This window comes from Streptomyces sp. NPDC018045, assembly GCF_044327445.1.
Classification (GTDB): Bacteria; Actinomycetota; Actinomycetes; order Streptomycetales; family Streptomycetaceae; genus Streptomyces.
Genome location: NZ_JBIRFL010000001.1, coordinates 272,283 through 292,305, shown reverse-complemented (window position 1 = coordinate 292,305; position 20,023 = coordinate 272,283). Strand labels below are relative to the sequence as shown.

18 protein-coding genes and 1 riboswitch are annotated in these 20,023 nt (G+C 74.1%); of the genes, 10 read left to right on the top strand and 8 right to left on the bottom strand.

The genetic code is table 11. From position 1 onward, the window contains the following. Positions 1-174 precede the first annotated feature (174 nt). A complete protein-coding gene (locus tag ACH4EB_RS01160; RefSeq protein WP_398345148.1) occupies positions 175-1,191 on the top strand; it encodes a 2-hydroxyacid dehydrogenase in 1,017 nt (338 codons plus the stop codon). On the opposite strand, the gene ACH4EB_RS01155 is transcribed toward ACH4EB_RS01160, so the two are convergent. Continuing rightward, positions 1,157-3,082, bottom strand: a complete 1,926-nt coding sequence (locus ACH4EB_RS01155; protein ID WP_398345147.1) for an anthranilate synthase family protein — start codon at positions 3,080-3,082, stop codon at positions 1,157-1,159. The genes ACH4EB_RS01160 and ACH4EB_RS01155 overlap by 35 nt on opposite strands. A gap of 165 nt (positions 3,083-3,247) precedes the next feature. After that, positions 3,248-4,120, bottom strand: coding sequence for an alpha/beta fold hydrolase (locus ACH4EB_RS01150; protein WP_398345712.1), 873 nt, complete (start codon positions 4,118-4,120; stop codon positions 3,248-3,250). 164 nt (positions 4,121-4,284) lie between these two features. Here ACH4EB_RS01150 and ACH4EB_RS01145 point away from each other — a divergent pair, with 164 nt between their 5' ends. From ACH4EB_RS01145 to ACH4EB_RS01135, 3 genes are all read left to right on the top strand, one after another. After that, on the top strand, positions 4,285-5,667 hold the full coding sequence (locus ACH4EB_RS01145) for a PLP-dependent aminotransferase family protein (RefSeq protein ID WP_398345146.1): 1,383 nt from the start codon (positions 4,285-4,287) through the stop codon (positions 5,665-5,667). 159 nt (positions 5,668-5,826) lie between these two features. Continuing rightward, positions 5,827-7,170 (top strand): class II 3-deoxy-7-phosphoheptulonate synthase, encoded by a 1,344-nt coding sequence (locus ACH4EB_RS01140; protein ID WP_398345711.1) that lies wholly within the window; start codon positions 5,827-5,829, stop codon positions 7,168-7,170. Positions 7,171-7,314: 144 nt separating this feature from the next. Beyond that, the gene (locus ACH4EB_RS01135) at positions 7,315-7,626 is read left to right on the top strand and encodes a bacterioferritin-associated ferredoxin (RefSeq protein ID WP_398345145.1); all 312 of its coding nucleotides are present in this window, start codon (positions 7,315-7,317) and stop codon (positions 7,624-7,626) included. A 93-nt stretch (positions 7,627-7,719) separates the two neighbouring features. On the opposite strand, the gene bfr is transcribed toward ACH4EB_RS01135, so the two are convergent. After that, positions 7,720-8,199, bottom strand: coding sequence for a bacterioferritin (gene bfr / locus ACH4EB_RS01130; protein ID WP_398345144.1), 480 nt, complete (start codon positions 8,197-8,199; stop codon positions 7,720-7,722). Positions 8,200-8,345: 146 nt separating this feature from the next. On the opposite strand from bfr, the gene ACH4EB_RS01125 reads away from it, so the two are divergent. Then, positions 8,346-8,978: a sulfite oxidase-like oxidoreductase gene (locus tag ACH4EB_RS01125; RefSeq protein WP_398345143.1), complete on the top strand. Its 633-nt coding sequence runs from the start codon at positions 8,346-8,348 to the stop codon at positions 8,976-8,978. Positions 8,979-9,009: 31 nt separating this feature from the next. On the opposite strand, the gene ACH4EB_RS01120 is transcribed toward ACH4EB_RS01125, so the two are convergent. The 5 genes from ACH4EB_RS01120 to thiO form a co-directional block, all read right to left on the bottom strand. Next, positions 9,010-9,900 (bottom strand): deoxyribonuclease IV, encoded by an 891-nt coding sequence (locus tag ACH4EB_RS01120; RefSeq protein ID WP_398345142.1) that lies wholly within the window; start codon positions 9,898-9,900, stop codon positions 9,010-9,012. Between the two features lie 133 nt (positions 9,901-10,033). Then, positions 10,034-12,022, bottom strand: coding sequence for a Stk1 family PASTA domain-containing Ser/Thr kinase (gene pknB, locus ACH4EB_RS01115; RefSeq protein WP_398345141.1), 1,989 nt, complete (start codon positions 12,020-12,022; stop codon positions 10,034-10,036). 210 nt (positions 12,023-12,232) lie between these two features. Next, the gene (locus tag ACH4EB_RS01110; RefSeq protein WP_398345140.1) at positions 12,233-13,027 is read right to left on the bottom strand and encodes a thiazole synthase; all 795 of its coding nucleotides are present in this window, start codon (positions 13,025-13,027) and stop codon (positions 12,233-12,235) included. Between the two features lie 10 nt (positions 13,028-13,037). After that, positions 13,038-13,256, bottom strand: coding sequence for a sulfur carrier protein ThiS (thiS, locus tag ACH4EB_RS01105; RefSeq protein WP_398345139.1), 219 nt, complete (start codon positions 13,254-13,256; stop codon positions 13,038-13,040). Beyond that, positions 13,253-14,566 carry a glycine oxidase ThiO gene (gene thiO / locus ACH4EB_RS01100; protein WP_398345710.1) on the bottom strand — a complete coding sequence of 438 codons (1,314 nt, stop codon included), beginning with the start codon at positions 14,564-14,566 and terminating at the stop codon, positions 13,253-13,255. The genes thiS and thiO overlap by 4 nt, the downstream gene beginning before the upstream one ends. Positions 14,567-14,665: 99 nt before the next feature. Then, positions 14,666-14,781: riboswitch (TPP riboswitch) on the bottom strand. A 155-nt stretch (positions 14,782-14,936) separates the two neighbouring features. Here thiO and ACH4EB_RS01095 point away from each other — a divergent pair. The 5 genes from ACH4EB_RS01095 to ACH4EB_RS01075 all read left to right on the top strand — a co-directional run bounded on the left by ACH4EB_RS01095 (position 14,937) and on the right by ACH4EB_RS01075 (position 19,911). Beyond that, the gene (locus ACH4EB_RS01095; RefSeq protein ID WP_398345138.1) at positions 14,937-16,217 is read left to right on the top strand and encodes an NAD(P)/FAD-dependent oxidoreductase; all 1,281 of its coding nucleotides are present in this window, start codon (positions 14,937-14,939) and stop codon (positions 16,215-16,217) included. Between the two features lie 160 nt (positions 16,218-16,377). Further along, positions 16,378-16,743: an Rv2175c family DNA-binding protein gene (locus ACH4EB_RS01090; RefSeq protein ID WP_398345137.1), complete on the top strand. Its 366-nt coding sequence runs from the start codon at positions 16,378-16,380 to the stop codon at positions 16,741-16,743. A gap of 155 nt (positions 16,744-16,898) precedes the next feature. Further along, positions 16,899-17,549 (top strand): thiamine phosphate synthase, encoded by a 651-nt coding sequence (gene thiE, locus ACH4EB_RS01085; protein ID WP_398345136.1) that lies wholly within the window; start codon positions 16,899-16,901, stop codon positions 17,547-17,549. 288 nt (positions 17,550-17,837) lie between these two features. After that, positions 17,838-18,755: a methylenetetrahydrofolate reductase [NAD(P)H] gene (metF, locus tag ACH4EB_RS01080; RefSeq protein ID WP_398345135.1), complete on the top strand. Its 918-nt coding sequence runs from the start codon at positions 17,838-17,840 to the stop codon at positions 18,753-18,755. A gap of 52 nt (positions 18,756-18,807) precedes the next feature. Beyond that, positions 18,808-19,911: a hypothetical protein gene (locus tag ACH4EB_RS01075; RefSeq protein ID WP_398345134.1), complete on the top strand. Its 1,104-nt coding sequence runs from the start codon at positions 18,808-18,810 to the stop codon at positions 19,909-19,911. Positions 19,912-20,023: the final 112 nt, after the last annotated feature.

Genomic DNA, 20,023 nt, shown 5'->3' with positions numbered 1-20,023 from the left:
ACCCGCACGGCGCCGTACGCGCCCGCGTGTCGCCGTACCCGCCCGGACGTCGCCGTGCGTGCCGGGCGGGCGGCCGGGTCGCGCTCCGCGCCGTATATTCGGCCGTGTCGCCGCATATGCCCCGAAGCGGGCGAAGGTGACCGGACCGCATGACCGGCAACGTCGGGAGACACCGTGGAGATCATCGCGTTCGGCGTGCAGGCGGACGAGCGGCCGCTGCTGGCGGAGGCCTTCGCCGGCCGCCACCAGGTCCGCTGCCTCGACGTCTTCCTCAACCGCGACACCGCCCCCATCGCCGCGGGCTACGAGGTGGTCAGCGTCAGCGTCAACGCCGACCTGTGCGCCGAGGTGATCCAGGAGCTGGCGGTGGGCGGCACGAAGATGATCGCCCAGCGTGCCACCGGCTACAACAACATCGATCTCCAGGCCGCGGCCGACCTCGGCGTGACCGTCGGCCGGGTCTCCTCCTACTCGCCGTACTCGGTCGCGGAGTTCGCCTGGGGGCTGGCCCTGGCCGTCGACCGCCGGATCGTCCGGGCCGCCAACCGCACCCGCAACTTCGACTTCCGCCTCGACGGGCTGATGGGCCGCGACCTGCACGGCCGCACCGTCGGCGTGCTCGGCACCGGCAAGATCGGCGAGGCGTTCACCCGGATCGCCCACGGCTTCGGGATGAACCTGCTGGGCTGGGACATCGCCGAGAACCCGCGCTGCACCGAGCTGGGCCTGCGCTATGTCGACCAGGACCGGCTGTTCGCCGAGTCGGACCTGATCAGCCTGCACGTGCCGCTGATGGAATCGACCCGCCACCTCGTCGACGCCGCCGCGCTGGCCGCCATGAAGGACGACGCGATCCTGGTCAACTCCAGCCGCGGCGGCCTCGTCGACACCGCGGCGCTGGTGGAGACCCTCAAGGCCGGCCGGCTCGCCGGTGTCGGTCTGGACGTCTACGAGGAGGAGGCCGGACTCTTCTTCTTCGACAAGTCCCTCGAAGTCATCCACGACGACACCCTCGCCCGCCTGATGACCTTCGGGAACGTGCTGGTCACCTCGCACCAGGCGTACTTCACCGAGGACGCGGTCGGCCAGATCGTCGACGCCACCGTACGCAATGTCGAGGACTACCTGGCCGGCCGCACCAACGAGAACCTCCTCGTCACACCAGGACAGCGGCCAGCAGGTGCGCGGTGATCGCCGCCCCGTCCAGCGTCAGCACGGACTCCGGGTGGAACTGCACCCCCGCGAAGCCCGGGCCGCGCAGCGCGTGCACCTCACCGGTGCCCGCGTCCCGGCTCAGCTCGACCCGGTGCATGGCCAGTTCGGCCACCGCCGCCTCGTCGCAGCGGGCCGTGAAGGTGTTGTAGAAGCCGACGGTCTCCGGGCGGCCGAAGAAGTCGATGCGCTCCTGCGCGCCCTGGAACGGCACCTCCTTGCGGACGATCTCCAGGCCCAGTTCCGCCGCGATCAGCTCGTGGCCGAGGCAGACGCCGAGCAGGCCGTGCCGGTGGCCGCGGACCAGCTCCGCGGTCAGCGCGCGCAGCAGCCGCATCTTCGGGTCGGCGGCGTCCGCCGGGTCGCCGGGGCCGGGGCCGAGCACCACCGGCCCCTCGTGGGCCGCCGCGGCGTCCCGCAGCCCCGGCTCGTCGTACCGGCGCACGGTCACCGTCAGCCCCGAGGCGCGCAGCAGGTGTGCCAGCATCGCGGTGAAGGTGTCCTCCGCGTCGATCACCAGCGCGTGCCCGGAGAGCGCGGCGGTCGGCTCGGCGCTCTGCATCCGCAGCCAGAAGGGCGCGAGGTCCGCGCGGCGGGCGTCGAGCGCGGCCCGCACCCGCGGGTCGTCGGCCAGCCGGGGCCGCCGGTCCGCGTCCGCGCCGCGGTCCGGCGCGGGGCGCACGCCGAGCGCGGTCAGCACCCCGGCGGCCTTGGCGTGCGTCTCGGCGACCTCGGCGCGCGGGTCGGAGGCCCGCACGAGCGTGGCGCCGGCCGCCACCCGCAGCCCGCCGTCCGCGCCGATGTCCGCCGTACGGATCAGGATCGGCGAGTCCAGCGTCTGCGCGCCGCCCGCGTCCCGCCCGATCAGGGCCAGCGCACCGGCGTAGTAGCCGCGCCCGCCCGCCTCGTGGCGCCCGATCACCCGGCAGGCGTTCTGCACCGGCGAGCCGACGACGGTCGCGGCGAACATCGTCTCCTTCAGCACCTGGCGCACATCGAGCGAGGAGCGCCCGCGCAGCTCGTACTCGGTGTGCGCGAGGTGCGCCATCTCCCTGAGGCGCGGCCCGATCACCACACCGCCCTTGTCGCCGACGGTGCACATCATCTTCAGCTCCTCGTCGACGACCATGGACAGCTCCTCCACCTCCTTGCGGTCGCCCAGGAACTCCAGCAGGTGCTCCGCGCTCGGGCCCCCGTCCGGGTAGCGGTAGGTGCCGCTGATCGGGTTCATCACGACCGTCCCGCCGGACATCCGCACGTGCACCTCGGGGCTGGCGCCCACCAGCGTGCGTACGCCCGGCCGGTGCACGACGTACGTCCAGTACGCGCCGCGCTCACCGGCCAGCAACCGCCGGAACAGGGCCAGCGCGTCGGCCGTGCCGAAGTCCGGGATGGCGCCCTGGAAGGTGCGCCGGATGACGAAGTTGGCGCCCTCGCCGGTCCCGATCTCGTCCCGCAGGACGCGCTCGACGATCCCGGCGTACGCGTCGTCGCCGACGTCGAAGGCACCGCCTTCCACCCGGACCTGATGGGCGGGCAGGTGCGCCAGCACCTCGGCCGACGGCAGTTCGTACGTCTCGGCCGGGCGCAGGACGGCCAGCGGCGTGCCGTCGTCGCGGACGTCGAACCCGCGCTCGCGGATCTGCCGGAACGGTACGAGCGCCAGCGCGTCGGTGACCGCCGCGCCGCCCGCTGGCACACCGTCGCCGAGCGGGATGTCGGCCAGTCGCGGCACCTCGGTCACCGCGCCGACCAGCACCTCGACGGTGTCGGCGGCGGGGCGGCCGGGCGTACGGCGGTGCAGCAGGGCGAACGGCGGGCAGCCGGGGGCCAGCAGGCGGCGCAGGACGTCGGCGGTGGAGCGAGGCATGGCGGCGGTTCCTTCCAGGAGGGGAGGAACGGCCCGCACACCACGGAAGGCCGCCCCTCGGGCGGCCTTCGCGATGTCAGTGGTACGCGCGATCAGTGGGCCGCCGGATGAGCGGTCCACCACCAGTTCATGTTCATGGCCGGTTGCGCGTGCATGGGCGTCACCCTACCCGAGGGCGGGCCGCCGGAGCGGTGCCGCGGCGGGAGCCGCGGGAAGCGTCCGGAGGAAGGCGGTCAGCGCGGCGTCGAAGGCCCGGGGCTGTTCCAGGTTGGGCAGGTGCGCGGCGTCCTCGATGACGGTCAGCCGCGCGTCCGGGATGCGGGCGCGCAGGAACTCGGCGTCGGCGACCGGGGTGTAGGTGTCGTCGCGGCCGGTCAGGACGAGGGCGGGTACGGCGAGGCGAGTCAGCGAGTCGGTGTAGTCGGGGCGCTTCGCGCGGCCGCGGAGCGCGGCGGCCGCGCCCTCGGGCGGCGTGCCGAGCATCATGCGCCGTACGTGGTCCGCGACGGCGGGCCGGGTGGCGACGGTGCGCGGCGAGACCATCTTGGCCAGGGCCTCCTCCGTGTGGCCGCGCATCCCTTCGCGCAGCAGCCGGTCGGCCATGGCGTCGCGGTTCCGGCGGCCTTCGGGGGTCTCGGCGCCGGCGGAGGTGTCCGCGAGGACGAGGGCCCGCAGCCGCCCGGGGAAGCGGCGGGCGAACTCCATGGCGATCTGGCCGCCCATCGACAGGCCGCCGAGGACGATGCGGTCGCGCACCTCCAAGTGGTCCAGGAGGGCGGCGAGGTCGGCCGCGAAGGTCTCCAGGCGGGTCGGGCCCGGCACCACCTGGGAGGCGCCGTAGCCGCGCAGGTCCGGGACGAGGACGCGGTGGCCGGCGGCGGCCAGTGTGGCGGTCTGCGGGGCCCACATCGTGTGGTCGAAGGGATGCCCGTGGACCAGAAGGACCGTTTCCCCGCCGGTGTCTCCGGTGCCTTCGGTGCCTTCGGTGTCTCCGGTGCCTCCGGTGTCCTCGTATGCGGTGGTGATGCCGTTGACCATGGCTGTGCGCAGCACGACTGCCCCTGTCCGTCGGTTCGTCGGTGTGTCGGTTCGTGGCGGTCGGCCTGTTGACGGCCCGATGCTAGGGCGCGCATCATCGCGGTGCAATGAAAACATTGCACTCGGTGCAATGCCGGTGCATGGCACGACGGCCGGGAGGGCCCGTGGAGGACTACCGTCGTATCGCCGACGCCGTCGCGGCCGACATCGCCGCCGGGCGCCTGCGCCCCGGCGACCGGCTCGCCACCCAGCGCGCCTTCGCCCGCGCCCACGGCATCGCCGGCTCCACCGCCACCCGCGTCTACCGCGAACTGGCCCGCCGCGGCCTGACCGTCGGCGAGGTCGGCCGCGGCACCTACGTACGCGCCGCCCAGCACGCCCCCGGGCCCGCGCTCGCCGAACCCGCCGACCCCGCCCGCCGCACCCGGACCAACCTCGAACTCAACTACCCCGAGGTCCCCGGGCAGGCCGCCCTCCTCGCCCGCGGGCTGGAGCCCCTGCTGCGCCCCGACGTCCTGAGCGCGGCCCTGGCCGTGGCCCCCGCCACCGGCTCCGCGCCCGCCCGCGAGGCCTGCGCCGCCCTCCTGACCCGCGCGGACTTCCGCCCCGACCCCGCCGGCCTGCTGTTCGCGGGCAACGGCCGCCAGGCCATCGCCGGCGCGCTCGCCTCACTGGTGCCGCCCGGCGGCCGCCTCGGCGTCGAAGCGCTGACCTACCCCCTGGTCAAGTCCGTCGCCGCCCGCCTCGGCTGCACCCTCGTACCCCTGGCCGGCGACGGGCACGGCGTGCGCCCGGACGCCGTACGGGAAGCCCACCGCGGCGCCCCGCTGCACGCCGTCTACCTCCAGCCGACCCTGCACAACCCGCTCGGCGTGACCATGCCCGCCGGACGCCGCGCCGAGCTGGCCGAGACGCTGCGCGCACTGGACCTGTGGGCCGTCGAGGACAGCGTCTGGTCCTTCCTCCTCGACGACGCCCGGCAGGCCGGCCTCCCGCCACTGGCCGCCCTGGCCCCCGAGCGCACGCTCCTGGTCGACAGCCTCTCCAAGCGCCTGGCGCCCGGCCTGACCGTCGGCCTGGTCCTCGCGCCGCCCGCGCACACCGGCCGGGTCGCCGCCGCCCTGCGCTCCGGCGGCTGGACGGCCGGCGGTTTCGCCCTGAACGCCGCGGTCCGCTGGCTGCTCGACGGCGTGCTGGCGACGATCGTCGAGGCCAAGCGCCGGGACGCCGCCGCCCGGCAGGCACTGCTGCGCGACCACCTCGCCGGCTTCCGGGTACGGGCCGATCCGGCCTCGTACTTCGCCTGGTGGGAGCTGCCCGAGGGGTGGCGGGCCGAGACCTTCCTCGCGGCCGCCGCCCGGCACGGCATCGCCGTCACCCCGGCCGCCGCGTTCGCCGTCGGCCCGGAGGGCGCGCACGGCGCCGCGCCCGCCCCCAACGCCGTCCGCGTCGCCCTGGCGGCCCCCGCGCTCGACGACCTGGCGCACGCGCTGGGCACACTGGCCGCCATCGCCCACGGCGCTCCGGAGGACTCCGTACCGGACTGATGCCCCGCGCCGCCGGCCGGACCACCGGAGCGGGACCGGGCCGGTGATCAGGGACCGGACCACCGAAGCGGAACCGGACCGTCGGAGTGGGACCTTCGTCTCACATCCCGGTCGGCGAGATGGACCCCCGTCCGGACCCCGTAAAGTTGACGCGTGACCGTGAACGCTGAAACCCACGCCGGTGGCAACACCTGGCGAGACCTGCCCGCGGCGCAGCAGCCTGAATGGCCGGACCAAGAGGCTCTGCGCGATGTGATCGCCGAGCTGGAGTCCTATCCGCCGCTCGTCTTCGCCGGCGAGTGCGACCAACTGCGCGAGCGCCTGGCGGCGGTCGCCCGCGGCGAGGCGTTCCTGCTCCAGGGCGGCGACTGCGCGGAGGCGTTCGACGCCGTCTCGGCCGAGCACATCCGCAACAAGCTCAAGACGCTGCTCCAGATGGGCGCGGTCCTGACGTACGCGGGCTCCGTGCCGGTCGTCAAGGTCGGCCGGATCGCCGGCCAGTACAGCAAGCCGCGCTCCAAGCCGACCGAGACCCGCGACGGCGTGACGCTGCCGACCTACCGCGGCGACTCCGTCAACGGTTTCGAGTTCACCGAGGCGGCCCGCATCCCGGACCCGCAGCGCCTGAAGCGGATGTACCACGCCTCCGCCGCGACGCTGAACCTCGTCCGGGCCTTCACCACCGGCGGCTACGCCGACCTGCGTCAGGTGCACGCCTGGAACCAGGACTTCGTGAAGTCCTCCCCCTCCGGGCAGCGGTACGAGGCGCTGGCGCGCGAGATCGACCGGGCGCTGAACTTCATGAACGCCTGCGGGGTGGACCCGGAGGAGTTCAAGACGGTCGAGTTCTTCGCCTCCCACGAGGCGCTCGTGCTGGACTACGAGTCCGCGCTGACCCGTACGGACTCGCGCACCGGCGACCTGTACGACGTCTCGGGCCACATGGTCTGGATCGGTGAGCGCACCCGTCAACTGGACGGCGCGCACATCGAGTTCGCCTCCCGTATCCGCAACCCGATCGGCGTCAAGCTGGGCCCGACGACGACGGCCGAGGACGCGCTCACGCTCATCGAGCGCCTCGACCCGGAGCGCGAGCCGGGCCGGCTGACCTTCATCACCCGCATGGGCGCCGACAAGATCCGCGCCAAGCTGCCGGAGCTGGTCGAGAAGGTCACCGCCTCCGGCGCGCAGGTCGCCTGGATCTGCGACCCGATGCACGGCAACACCTTCGAGGCCGCCTCCGGTCACAAGACCCGGCGCTTCGACGACGTGCTGGACGAGGTCAAGGGCTTCTTCGAGGTGCACAAGAGCCTCGGTACGCACCCGGGCGGCATCCACGTCGAGCTGACCGGCGACGACGTCACCGAGTGCGTGGGCGGCGGCGACGAGATCTTCGTCGACGATCTGCACCAGCGCTACGAGACCGCCTGCGACCCGCGCCTCAACCGCAGCCAGTCGCTGGACCTGGCGTTCCTGGTGGCGGAGATGTACCGGGACCAGTGAGCCCGGCGGCCGCCGGGCCGTACGGAACACGCCGATGGGGCGCGGATCACAGGATCCGCGCCCCATCGGCGTTGTTACCGGTCTTTCGTCCCGGGTAAGGTAAGGGTAACCTCACTGCGGAACAGGTCGACGGAGGTGACCCGCGTGTACGTCTGCTCGTGCTTCGGCATCACGGAGCAGCAGGTCCGTGACCACGCGGAGTCCGGTGCCTGCACCCCGCGCCAGATCGCCTCCGCCTGCAAGGCCGGCACCGACTGCGGTGGCTGCGTCCGGCGCATCCAGGCGCTGCTCGGCCGGGGCGCGTGCCCCCGGCGCGAGCTGATCGACCAGGGCGCCCCCGAACCGCTCGGCGCCGGGCCGTCCGGTGAGACGGCCACCGGGTCGCGCGGCCCGTACGACATCACGCCTCCCGCAGCGCCGGACACGGCCCCCGGGGCCCTGCCGGAAGCAGCCTGAAGCGACCCCGGGAGTGGCGCGCCGATCGGGTGCGGCCCGGGGCGTCGACCCGTACGGGCCCGCTGAAGGAACGGTTCGCTTGAGCGGACCGCCTCAGCTCTCCGGCTGCTCGATCACCTGGGCGAGGTACAGCGGCTCACCGAGCTTCTCGATCAGTTCGAGCTGCGTGTCCAGATAGTCGATGTGGTGCTCCTCGTCGGCCAGGATGCTCTCGAAGATGTTGGCCGAGGTGATGTCCCCCTTGGTCCGCATCAGCTCGATGCCCCGCTTGAGGCGGTCGATCGCCTCCACCTCGATCTGCCGGTCCGCGTGGAACATCTCGGTGACGGTCTGGCCCACCCGGACGTGGAAGAGCCGCTGGTAGTTGGGCAGGCCGTCGAGGAAGAGGATGCGGTCGGTGAGGATCTCCGCGTGCTTCATCTCGTCGAACGACTCGTGCCGGGTGTACTTGGCCAGCTTGGTCCAGCCGAAGTTCTCCTGCATTTTCGCGTGCAGGAAGTACTGGTTGATGGCGGTCAGCTCGGCGGTAAGCTGCTCGTTGAGGAATTCGATGACCTCGGGGTCGCCCTGCATGGCAGCGGGCTCCTTCCACGCGAGTACTGGCAGGTGCCGCGCATCCTTGCACCGTCGCGAGCTGGGCGTCCAGTAAGTGCACGCTTAGTACGAGTTGCCCGAATCGCTGTCGCCCTGGTCACCGGCACCCCGGACGGTCTGACACCATGGAGAGCATGGGTCAGCCCGAAAGCCGCGAAGCGGAGCATCCTCTGCTGCCTCCGGGGCAGCGACTGCAACGGGGATGGCCGGTCACGCATTACGGCCCGGTGCCGAAGTTCCGGCCCGAACGCTGGGAGTTCCGCGCTTTCGGCGCCACCGCGGACGGCGGCAAACACTGCTGGACGCACGAGGAATTCTCCGCGCTGCCCTATACGACCGTTGTGGCCGACATGCACTGCGTCACGAAATTCAGCATGCTCGGCGCCGAATGGGGCGGGGTCTCCACCCGTACGATCCTCGATCTCGCGCCGCCGGCCCCGGACGTCACCCATGTGATGGTGTGGGCCGAATACGGGTTCAGTTCGAACCTCGGGCTGGACGACTTCGCCGACGCCAAATCCCTGTTCGCCACCCACCGCTCCGGCGAACTGCTCACCGCCGAGCACGGCTTCCCGGTCCGGCTGATCGTCCCGCACCTGTACGCCTGGAAAGGCCCCAAATGGGTGCGCGGCATCGAGTACATGACGGCGGACCGCCGCGGCTTCTGGGAAGAGCGCGGCTACCACAACCTCGGCGACCCGTGGCGCGAGCAGCGCTACTCCTACCAGGAGGAACCGGGCGACGGCCCGGAGCCGTGACAGCGCCGGGCCACCGGCCGGCCCTCCCGGCTCAGGCCGGGTCGCGCAGCCCCTTCAGGCGGGCCACGTCCACCGCGTGCCCCTCTTTGCCGCCCGGCGTCTCGATCACCAGCGGTACGCCCAGCGTGGCCGGGTGACGGAACAGTTCACCGAACGGGTCGGCGCCGATGTGCCCCGCGCCGATGTTCTCGTGGCGGTCCTTGTGGGCGCCGACGACATCCTTGGAGTCGTTGGCGTGGATCAGTTTCAGCCGCCCCTCGCCCGTGACGTCGACCAGCTCGTCCAGCAGCGCCTTCATCCCGCCGGGCGCCGCCATGTCGTGTCCGGCGGCGAAGGCGTGGCAGGTGTCCAGGCAGACACCCAGCTTCGGATGCCGGTCCAGCGCGTCGAAGTACGGGCCCAGGTCCTGAGCCAGCGCGCACAGCGAGGCGCCCTGCCCCGCCGTGGGCTCCAGCAGCAGCCACGGGTCGTCGTCGTGCGTCAGCTCCTCCAGCAGCGGGCGCACCCGCTCGCGTACCTGCGCCAGGGCCTCGGCGCGGGGCCGCCCGCCGGTCGCCGAGCCGGTGTGCACCACCACGCCCCGCGCGCCGATCGCCCGGCCGCGCAGCAGCGAGTGGCGCAGCGAGACCACGGACTTCTCGACGGTCTCCGCGGTGTGCGAGCCGAAGTTGATCAGGTACGGGGCGTGCACGTACGCCGGGAGGGACTCCCGCTCGCACGCCTCCCGGAACGCCTCGTCCTGCTGCGGGGTGCCGGGCGGCGTCGCCCAGCCACGCGGGTTGGCGACGAAGACCTGCACGGCCTCGCCGCCGATGTCACGGGCGTACGGGATACCGACCTTGGCCAGGCCGCCGGCCACCGGCACATGGCCGCCGACCGGGTTGCGCGCACGGGCGTCCTGCGGGGAAGGGGAGATGCTCACCCGTCAAGGGTGCCAGGTGCGGAGCGTCCGTTCCGAAGCGCGGGCGGGCGTCCTTGCTCACAGCGGCCGGGAGCCCGTGCCGGGCGCGTCCGTGGCGCGCGGCCCGCCCGGACCCCGGGCGGGCGCCCCCGGCTCACAGCACGCTCGCCAGCCGGATCGTGATCTTGCTGCCCTTCGCCGCCTGCTCGCCGCCCGCGACCGACTGGCTCTCGACCTTGTCCTTCGGGAACAGGAACGGCTTCTTGACCTCGGCCTCGAAGCCCGCGTCGGACAGCGCCCGCTTCGCGTCGTCGGCGCTCTTGCCCGTCACGTCCGGCACGGTCACCATCTCGGGGCCCTCGGAGAGGGTGAGCGTCACGGTGTCCCCCCGGCCCAGCTTGCCGCCCTGTCCCGGCGACTGCCGGGCGACCGTGCCCTTGTCGTGCGGGGAGTGCACCGTACCGTCCGCGATCTTCACCTCGAAGCCCGCGCCGCGCAGCGTCGCCTCCGCGTCCGCCCGGTCCCGGCCGGTCACGTCCGGTACGCCGACCTCGGCACCACGGCTGACCGTGAGCGCGACGGCGGTCTCCGGCCGGCGTTTGCTGCCCGCCGCCGGGTCGGTGCCGATCACCGACCCCTTGGCGACCTCGTCGGAGAATTCCTTGTGCACCGTGCCGACGGTCAGCCCCAGGTCGCGCAGCTTGCGCTTGGCGTCGGCGACCGGGGTGCCCGCCAGGTCGGGCACCTGGACGATCTCGGGGCCCTTGGACAGGGTGACGGTGACCGTGCCCGTACCGCGGATGCGCTCGCCGTTCTCCGGGTCCGTGGCCATGACGTGGCCGCGCTCCACGTTGGGGCTGAAGGCCCGCCTGACCTTCACGTCCAGGCCTTCCGCGCGCAGCGTCTGCTCCGCCTTCGCCTGCGTCATGTCCAGCACGGCCGGGACGGTGGTGAACTGTCCGGAGTTGATGTACCAGACGCCCGCGCCCACCACCAGCGTGAGCAGCACGGCGGCGATCACCGAGGCCGTCCTGCGCCGGGCCCCCAGCAGCCCGGCCCACGCCCCGGACCGGGGGACGGCGGCCGCCGGGCGCAGCCGGGTGGTCCGCCCGTCCGCCGACGCCGGGTCCGGTGCCGGGGCCTCCAGTCTGCTGGTCCGGTTCAGCGGCTCCTCCGGGGGCAGCGGCGGCTGCCCGGCGACCCGCGGCAGCACGCTCGTACGGTCCTCGGAGCCCGTCCGCGAGCCGTCCTCCGGCGCCTCGTGGGCCTGCGGCGGCACCGCGTCCAACTGCGCGTCGGACAGCTCGGCCCGTACCGCGCGGGTCTGTGCGAGCAGCGTCACCGCGTCCTGCGGGCGCAGCTCGGGGCGGCGCGCGGTGGCCGCGGCGACCAGGTCGTCGAGCTGCGGCGCCAGCTCGGGCGCGTACGCGGAAGGGGCCGGCACGTCCTCGTGCAGGTGCTGGTAGAGCACCTGGGCCGCGCTGCCGCCGGTGTGCGGCTTGCCGCCGGTCAGCATCTCGAACAGCACGACACCGCACGCGTAGACGTCCGCGGGCGGGCCGGCCGTACCGTCCTCGATCTGTTCGGGCGCCAGGTAGGAGACCGTGCCCAGGACCGAGCCGGTCGAGGCGGTGGTGTGGGTGTCCACCGTCCGCACGAGGCCGAAGTCGGCGACCTTGACCCGGCCGTCGTCGCCGATCAGGACGTTCTCCGGCTTCATGTCGCGGTGCACCAGCCCGGCCCGGTGGGCGGCGCCCAGCGCGGCCAGGATCGGCTCCACGATGTCCAGCGCGGCCCGCGGCTGGAGGGCGCCGCGCTCCCGCAGGACGTCGCGCAGCGTGCACCCGGCGACGTACTCCATCGCCAGGTACACGTACGTGCCGTCGGCACCCTGGTCGTAGACGCCCACCACATTGGGGTGGTCGAGCCGCGCGGCGGACTTGGCCTCGCGGATGAAACGGTCGACGAACGCGGCGTCGGCCGCCAGCGCGGGGTGCATCACCTTCAGGGCGAGCACCCGGTCCAGCCGGGTGTCCATGGCCCGGTAGACCGTGGCCATGCCGCCGGCGGCGACGCGCGCCTGCACCTGGTAGCGGCCGTCGAGCAGGTGCCCGACCAGGGGGTCCTGAAGGGTCGTATCCACGGCAGACGAGTCTACGAGCCGCCACGGCGGTGCCGGACGCCCTGCCCGTGAACCCGGGGCCATTGCATCCGAACAGTGACAGGGGCAGGCCACCGGCCGAGCCGGGATGGGCGGGATGCCCGTTTCGCGGGGCGGGCGGCGGCCGTCCCGGGCGCCACCCGCCGTGCCTCGGAAGGCGGGGCCCCGCGCCTCGGAAGGCGGGCCCGTGCCTCAGAAAGCGGGGCGCTCCGGGTCCAGCGCGGCGACGCCCTCCGTGGGCGAGGAGGCCTGAGCGTGGTGGCGGCGCGGGATCCGCCCCGCCCGGAACGCCAGCCGGCCGCCCTCGACCGCGTGCCGCATCGCCTCCGCCATCAGGACGGGCTCCTGCGCACGGGTCACCGCCGACGCCAGCATCACCGCGGCGCAGCCCAGCTCCATGGCCAGGGCGGCGTCGGAGGCGGTGCCCGCGCCCGCGTCCAGGATCACCGGGACCCCGGCCCGCTCGGTGATGAGCTGGAAGTTGTGCGGGTTGCGGATGCCCAGCCCGGAGCCGATGGGGGAGCCCAGCGGCATGATCGCGGCGCAGCCCACGTCCTCCAGCTTCCGGGCCAGCACCGGGTCGTCGTTGGTGTACGGCAGGACGGTGAAGCCGTCGTCCACCAGCGTCTCGGCGGCGTCCAGCAGCTCGACCGGATCGGGCAGCAGGGTGCGCTCGTCGGCGACCACCTCCAGCTTGACCCAGTCGGTGCCCAGTGCCTCGCGGGCCAGCCGGGCGGTGAGGACGGCCTCGCCCGCGGTGAAGCAGCCGGCGGTGTTCGGCAGCACGCGGATGCCGTGCCGCTCCAGTACGGACAGCACCGAGCCCTGCACGGTCGGGTCCAGGCGGCGCATGGCGACCGTCGTCAGCTCCGTACCGGAGGCGAGCAGCGCCCGCTCCAGGACGTCGAGGCTGGGCGCCCCGCCCGTGCCCATGATCAGACGGGAGCCGAAGGCGGTGCCGGCGAGGGTGAGGAGATCGTCGGCCATGACGTACGGATCAGCCTCCCTGGACTGCGGTGAGGACCTCGACGCGGTCGCCGTCGCCGAGCGCGGTGGCGGGCCACTGGCCGCGCGGCACCACGGCCTCGTTGACGGCGGCGGCCACGCCGCCGGGCGCCGTGGTCAGACCGGCGACGAGCCGGTCCAGGGTGAGCCCGCCGGGGAACTCCCGGGGCTCGCCGTTCACGGAGACGGTGATGGGCGCGGTGACGGTCATACGGGCTGCTCCTGAGGGGCGGGGGAAGGCGCGGGGGCCTGCCGGGCGCCGGTTGCCGGGGCGGCGCCGGACGGCGCCGAGGGGCCGGTTGACGCCGAGCGGCCGGGCGGCGCCGAGGGGCCGGGCGGCGCTGCGGGATCGGATGGCGTCGAGCGGTCGGACGACGCCGAGCGGTCGGAGGGCTTCGGTGCGAAGCGGCCCGGGGCGAACGCCCGCGCCTCCTCCGGCAGCGGGCCGCCGGTCAGTGCCGCCGCCATCACGTCGCCCGTGACGGGCGTCAGCAGCACCCCGTTGCGGAAGTGACCGGTCGCCACCAGCAGGCCGGGCAGCGAGGTCGGGCCCAGCAGCGGCGCGTTGTCGGGCGAGCCGGGGCGCAGTCCGGCGCGGGTCTCCACCAGGGGCAGTTCGGTGATGCCGGGGATCAGTTCGTGGGCGTCCCGCAGCAGTTCGTACACCCCGCCCGCGGTGATCGTGGTGTCCCAGCCCAGCTCCTCGCTGGTGGCGCCGACGACCAGCTCGCCGTTCTCGCGCGGCACGAGATAGAGCGGGCCGCCGCGCACCACGGCCCGTACGGTGCGGGACAGAAACGGTACGCCGCCGGGCCGGCCGTCCGGCATCCGCAGCCGCAGCACCTGGCCCTTGACCGGGCGCACCGGCGGCAGCACGTCCCCGGGGACGCCCGCCAGCCGCCCGCTGCGACTGCCCGCGGCCAGCACGACCTGCCCGGCCGCGATCCGGACGCCATCGGCCAGCTCGGCACCGGTGGCACGGCCCCGCTCGACGGTCAGCCGCCCGGCGGCCGCGCGGTGGAAGGCGACGCCGGCCCGCTCGCAGGCGGCGAGCAGCGCGGCGGCCAGCCGGCGCGGGTCGACCTGGTGGTCCCCGTCCACCCGCAGCCCGCCGCGCACGCCCGGCGCGAGCATCGGCTCCAGACGCCGGCACTCGCGCCCGGTCAGCCACTCGGACTCCAGGCCGCTGCGGCGCTGGAGGGCGTGCAGCTCGCGCAGGTGGGCGCGGTCGTCGGCGTCCAGCGCGACGGCCAGGGTGCCGCACCGGCGGTAGCCGAGGTCCAGGCCGCTCGCCTCCGTCAGCTCGGCGGCGAACTCCGGATAGCGGCGGGCGGAGGCGAGGTTGAGGCCGAGCAGCGTCTGCTCGCCGTGGTGCAGCTCGGTGACGGCGGCCAGCATCCCGGCCGCCACCTGGGCGGCGCCGCCGCCGGGGTCCGGGTCGGCGACGGCGGTACGCAGCCCACGCTGGGCCGCCCGCCAGGCGGTGACCAGGCCGATGATGCCGCCGCCGATGACGAGCACGTCCGGGGTCCGGTCGGACCCGGCCGCACCCGGCGCCTGCGCGGGCGGCCGCGAGGACGTCGGTACCGTCGGCCGTACGGGTTCGTGTGCAGGTGGATGCATGGGCGTCCAGCCCCTCCCTTCGCCGGCATGACCCGGATCAGGTTCGTACGGTCGGAGGCCGCGTCAGCCTCCCTCTCAGCCCGGTCGCGTCCGGGCTCCCGCGTGTGCGTTCACCGGCAACCCTAGTACGGGCCGCCGAGGCGCCGTAAGGGAGCGCCCGGTGCGCGGCGCGGGGCCGGTGCCGACGGGTGACGGGCCGTGACGTTGTGTCATAGATCTCGTCGCGCGGTGCTGATGGTCGCGCGACACGCCGTCCTACAGTGATCGGGTGAGCGAGCAGACCCAGTCCCAGGACCCTGACCGCACGCGCCCGGACCGGGGACCCGCCGAGCGCGCGGCCGAACGTGCCCGCAGCGCCGTCATCGTCGGCGCCGGCCTGGCCGGTGTGCAGACCGCCGTCGCCCTGCGCGAGCAGGGCTGGCGCGGCGCGATCACGGTGCTCGGCGACGAGCCGCACCGGCCGTACGACCGCCCGCCGCTGTCCAAGGCCGTGCTGCTCGGCAAGGCCGACGGGGCCACCTTCGACGTGGACTTCGAGGCGCTCGGCATCGACCTGCTCCTCGGGCGGCGCGCCACCGGGCTCGCGGGCGCCTCGCGGGTGCTGGAGACGGACGCCGGGCCGCTCCCGTACGACCACCTGGTGATCGCCACCGGCGCCGAGCCGGTCACCCTGCCCGGCTGCGACGGACTGCCGGACGTACACGTCCTGCGCACCCTCGACGACGCCGAGCGGCTGCGGCCCGTACTGGCCGGGCAGCGCGAGGTGGTGGTCGTCGGCGCGGGCTGGATCGGCGCGGAGTTCACCACCGCGGCGCGTGAGGCGGGCTGCCGGGTGACGGTCGTCGAGGCCGCCGACCGGCCGCTGGCCGGGGCGCTGCCCGCCGAGGTCGCCGCCCCCATGGCGGCCTGGTACGAGGACAGCGGCGCCCGGCTGCGCACCGGCGCCCGGGTCGCCGCCGTCACCGAGGGCGCGGTGACGCTCGCCGACGGCGCGACGCTCACCGCCGACGCGGTCGTCGTCGGCATCGGCGCCCGCCCCGCGACCTCCTGGCTGGCCGGCTCCGGCGTCGAGCTGTCGCCCGAGGACCGCTCCGTCCTGGCCGACGAGCGGCTGCGCACCACGCTGCCCGACGTGTACGCGGTCGGCGACTGCGTCTCCTTCCCGTCCGCCCGCTACGGCAGCCGCCTGCTGGTCCACCACTGGGACAACGCCCTGCACGGGCCGCGCACGGTCGCCGCGACCATCGTCCGCGGCGCGGCGGAGGGGCCGGTCTACGACCCGGTCCCGTACTTCTGGTCCGAGCAGTTCGGCCGCTTCGTGCAGTACGCCGGGCACCACGCCGGCGCCGACGAGACGATCTGGCGCGGTGACCCGGAGAGCGCGGCCTGGTCGGTGATCTGGCTGCGCGAGGGCGTACTCGTCGCGCTGCTGGCGGTCGGCCGGCCCCGCGACCTGGCCCAGGGGCGCCGGCTCATCGAGCGGGGCACGGCGCTGGACCGGCGGATGGCGGCGGACGCGTCCGTGCCGCTGAAGTCGGCGGCGCTCTGAGGGCGGACCGGCGGTGACGGGGACGGCCGGGGCCCGGGTCCGCCGACCGGCGGCCGGGGCCGGTGCGACGGGGCGGACGGCGGTGCGTTCGGGTGCCGTGGGCTGCGCCGATGGGGATGCCCCGCTACCGGCTGTCAGTGCGAGGTGGCAGGCTTGTCCCGTGACCGAGATTGACGCAAAGATCGATGGACTCGTTCCCGCCTGGCTCACCCTGCCCGACATCGCAGAGATGATCGGCGTCGAGGTGACGCGTGTGCGGCAGCTGGTGAAGGAGGGCCAGCTCATCGCGGTGCGCCGCGGCGAGAACCGCGCCCTGCACGTGCCGGCCGACTTCATCAAGGACGGCAAGGTCGTCAAGGGCCTCGTCGGGACGCTCACGCTCCTGCGGGACGACGGCTTCGCCGACGAGGAAATGCTGGAGTGGCTCTTCACCGCCGACGACACCCTGCCCGGCACCCCCGCCCAGGCCCTGCGGGAGAACCGCGGTACGGAGGTGAAGCGCCGGGCCCAGGCGCTCGCCGTCTAGGCTCGTCCGGCCCGGCTGCGGGCGTTCCGTGCACGGACACGGCCGCGGCCGCGGCGCCGTCGCGTCCGCACCCGCGGCCGCGGCCGTCTTCGCACCCATGGCGTGCGGGCCGGAAGGCCCGGCCCGCACGCCGCAGACCCGGGGGGACCCGCCCGATGACCACCGCACGCCACGCCCTGTCCGACGCCCGGCTCTACCTGTGCACGGACGCCCGCAGGCGCCAGGGCGACCTCGCGCAGTTCCTGGACGCGGTGCTCGCGTCGGGCGTGGACATCGTGCAGCTTCGCGACAAGGGCATGGAAGCCGCCGAGGAACTGTCCCACCTGGAAGTCTTCGCGGACGCCTGCCGCCGGCACGGCAAACTGCTGGCGGTCAACGACCGCGCCGACGTCGCCCACGCCATCGGATCGGACGTACTGCACCTGGGCCAGGGCGACCTGCCGGTGCCCGCCGCCCGCGCCGTCCTCGGCGCGGAGGTGCTGATCGGCCGGTCCACCCACGCCGAGGCGGAGGTGGACGCCGCGCTGGCCGAGCCCGGCGTGGACTATTTCTGCACCGGCCCCTGCTGGCCCACCCCCACCAAGCCCGGTCGGCACGCCCCCGGCCTCGGCCTGGTGCGGTACGCGGCCGCGCGCCGGCCGGAGCGCCCCTGGTTCGCGATCGGCGGCATCGACGCGTCCAACCTGGACCAGGTGCTGGCGGCGGGCGCCCGCCGGGTGGTCGTCGTCCGGGCGATCACCGAGGCCGAGGACCCGGGCGCCGCGGCCGCCGGCCTGGCGAAGCGGGTGCGCGCGCACGGCGTGTGAGCGGGGCGCGCGGCGGCTCCGGGCAGGCCCGCGGGGTGGCTCCGGCCGCACGGTGGCCGGAGCGCGGCTTCGCGCTAGCCGTCCGGTCCGTATCGACGAGGGCCGTCCGGTCCGTACCGGCGCAGGCCGCCCGAGCCGTACCGCCCCGAGCCGTCCGGACCGTGTCGGCGCAGGTCGTCTGGACGCGAGGTGGCCGGCCGGTGTCCGAGGCGTGGACCGGAACGCGGCTATCCGGGCATTTCCCCGGAGCCGGTTGGTGTGCGGGGAGCCGGTGGATAATCTGCACGTATGGCCCTAGGCACAGCTTCCACCAGGACTGATCGCGCACGGACCGTGCGCGACCTGCTCGCTTCCGGCAAGCAGTCGTATTCGTTCGAGTTCGCCGCCCCGAAGACGGAGAAGGGCGAGCGGACGTTGTGGAACGCCATTCGCCGGATCGAGGCGGTCGCACCGACCTTCGTCTCCGTGACGTACGGGGCGGGCGGCACCTCCCGCGAGGGCACGGTGCGCGCGACCGAGCGGATCGCCACCGACACCACCCTCACCCCGGTCGCCCACCTGACCGCCGTCAACCACTCCCTGGCGGACCTGCGCAACATCATCGGGCAGTACGCCGACGCCGGGATCCGCAACATGCTCGCGCTGCGCGGCGACCCGCCCGGCGACCCCATGGGCGACTGGATCCAGCACCCCGAAGGCGTCCTGTACGCCGCCGAACTGGTCCGGCTCATCAAGGAGTCGGGCGACTTCTGCGTCGGCGTGGCGGCCTTCCCGGAGATGCACCCGCGCTCCACGGACTGGGACGCCGACGTACGGCACTTCGTCGACAAGTGCCGGGCCGGGGCGGACTTCGCGATCACCCAGATGTTCTTCTACGCCGAGGACTACTTCCGGCTGCGCGACCGGGTCGCGGCGGCGGGTTGCGAGACGCCCATCATCCCGGAGATCATGCCGGTCACCAACGTCCGCCAGATCGAACGGTTCGCGCAGCTCAGCAATGCCGCCTTCCCGCCCGAGCTGGCCGAGCGCATCCTCGCCGTCAAGGACGATCCGGCGGCTGTACGCTCCATTGGCATCGAGTATGCGACGGAACTGTGTGCGCGCTTGATGGCCGAGGGAAGTCCCGGGTTGCACTTCATTACCCTGAACCACTCCACGGCGACGCTGGAAATCTACGAGAATCTGGGTCTGCACCAGCAGTCCTGACGGCGGTTTGCCGCACCACGGCGGCCTGTGGGGCGGCGGAAGAGGGGCGTACATGGGCTGGGTGGTCCTCTACATCGCATTCGGCTGTGTCGCGCTCTGGCTCCTCGGCGAACTGCTGCTCCAGTACAAGGCCCGGCTGCGGTGGCGGCTGCTGGCCTTCACCGGCTTCCTCGGCGTGGTCGTCGGCGTCGTCATCCCGTCGGTGATCGTGATAGCGGTGGGCGCCATCGCCTTCGCCGTCGGGCAGACCTACGTCACGCTCTCCTTCCGCAGCGGCTTCTCCGCCGGCTGGGCGCTGCGCGGCAAGCGCGGCGACAACCGGCGGCGCCGGGCCCGGGGCGGCGGCAGGGCCGCGGCCGCCGGGCCGACCCTCCAGGTCTCCGGTGTGGAGGCGGTCCCGGCCACGGAGGGCGCGGGCGCCGGGCGAGCGGACGGCGGCACGCCACCGGCCGGTACGGCCGCGTACGACGGCACGGACTCCTTCGCCCGGCAGGACGGCTTCACCGGCGGCCCGGGCTCCCGGGGGGACGGCGCCCCGGAAGGTTACGGAGCCGGGGACCCCACCGAGGTGTACGCCCCGCAGCCGGTCCCCGACGAGACCGGCCAGTACGGCATATACAGCTCCGACGCGCGCTCGCAGCAGCCCGGTTACGCCACCGCTCACGACGGCTACGGGGCCTACGGGCAGGACTCCTACGGTTACGACGGCGGATACGGCGCCGCCGCCCAGAGCGGACAGGGCGCCTACGCCGACCACTACAGCGCCTACGGCGCGGACCAGGGGCGGGGCCAGGAGTACGGCCAGGGCCAAGACCACGGGCAGGGCCAAGACCACGGGCAGGCCCAGAGCCCGGCTCAGGGCCATGGCCAGGAGCCCTACTGCGACCCGTACGCCGGTCCGCAGCAGTACGCCGCGCAGTACGACCCGTACGACCAGCCCGACGCCTTCGGGGGCACCCGGGGCTACCCGACGCAGCAGTACACCGGCGTGCAGGACCCGTCGCAGGGCCAGGCGCAGCCCGCTTACGGCGACACCCCGCCCGGCGGGGTGTGGGTCCCCCAGCAGCGCGGCAACGAACCCACCGTGGACGAGCCGTACCCGCCCTACCAGCCCCCGCAGACCCAGGGCTACGACGGGCAGCCCTACCGGTATTGAGGGGCGCGGCCGGTGCGGCCGGGGCTCCCGGCGGCAGCGCCATCGCTCCCTGCCGAGCGGCCCGGCGCGGTGCGCCCCGTTCAGCCGAGGGACGCCGCCGGCTCACCCGTGG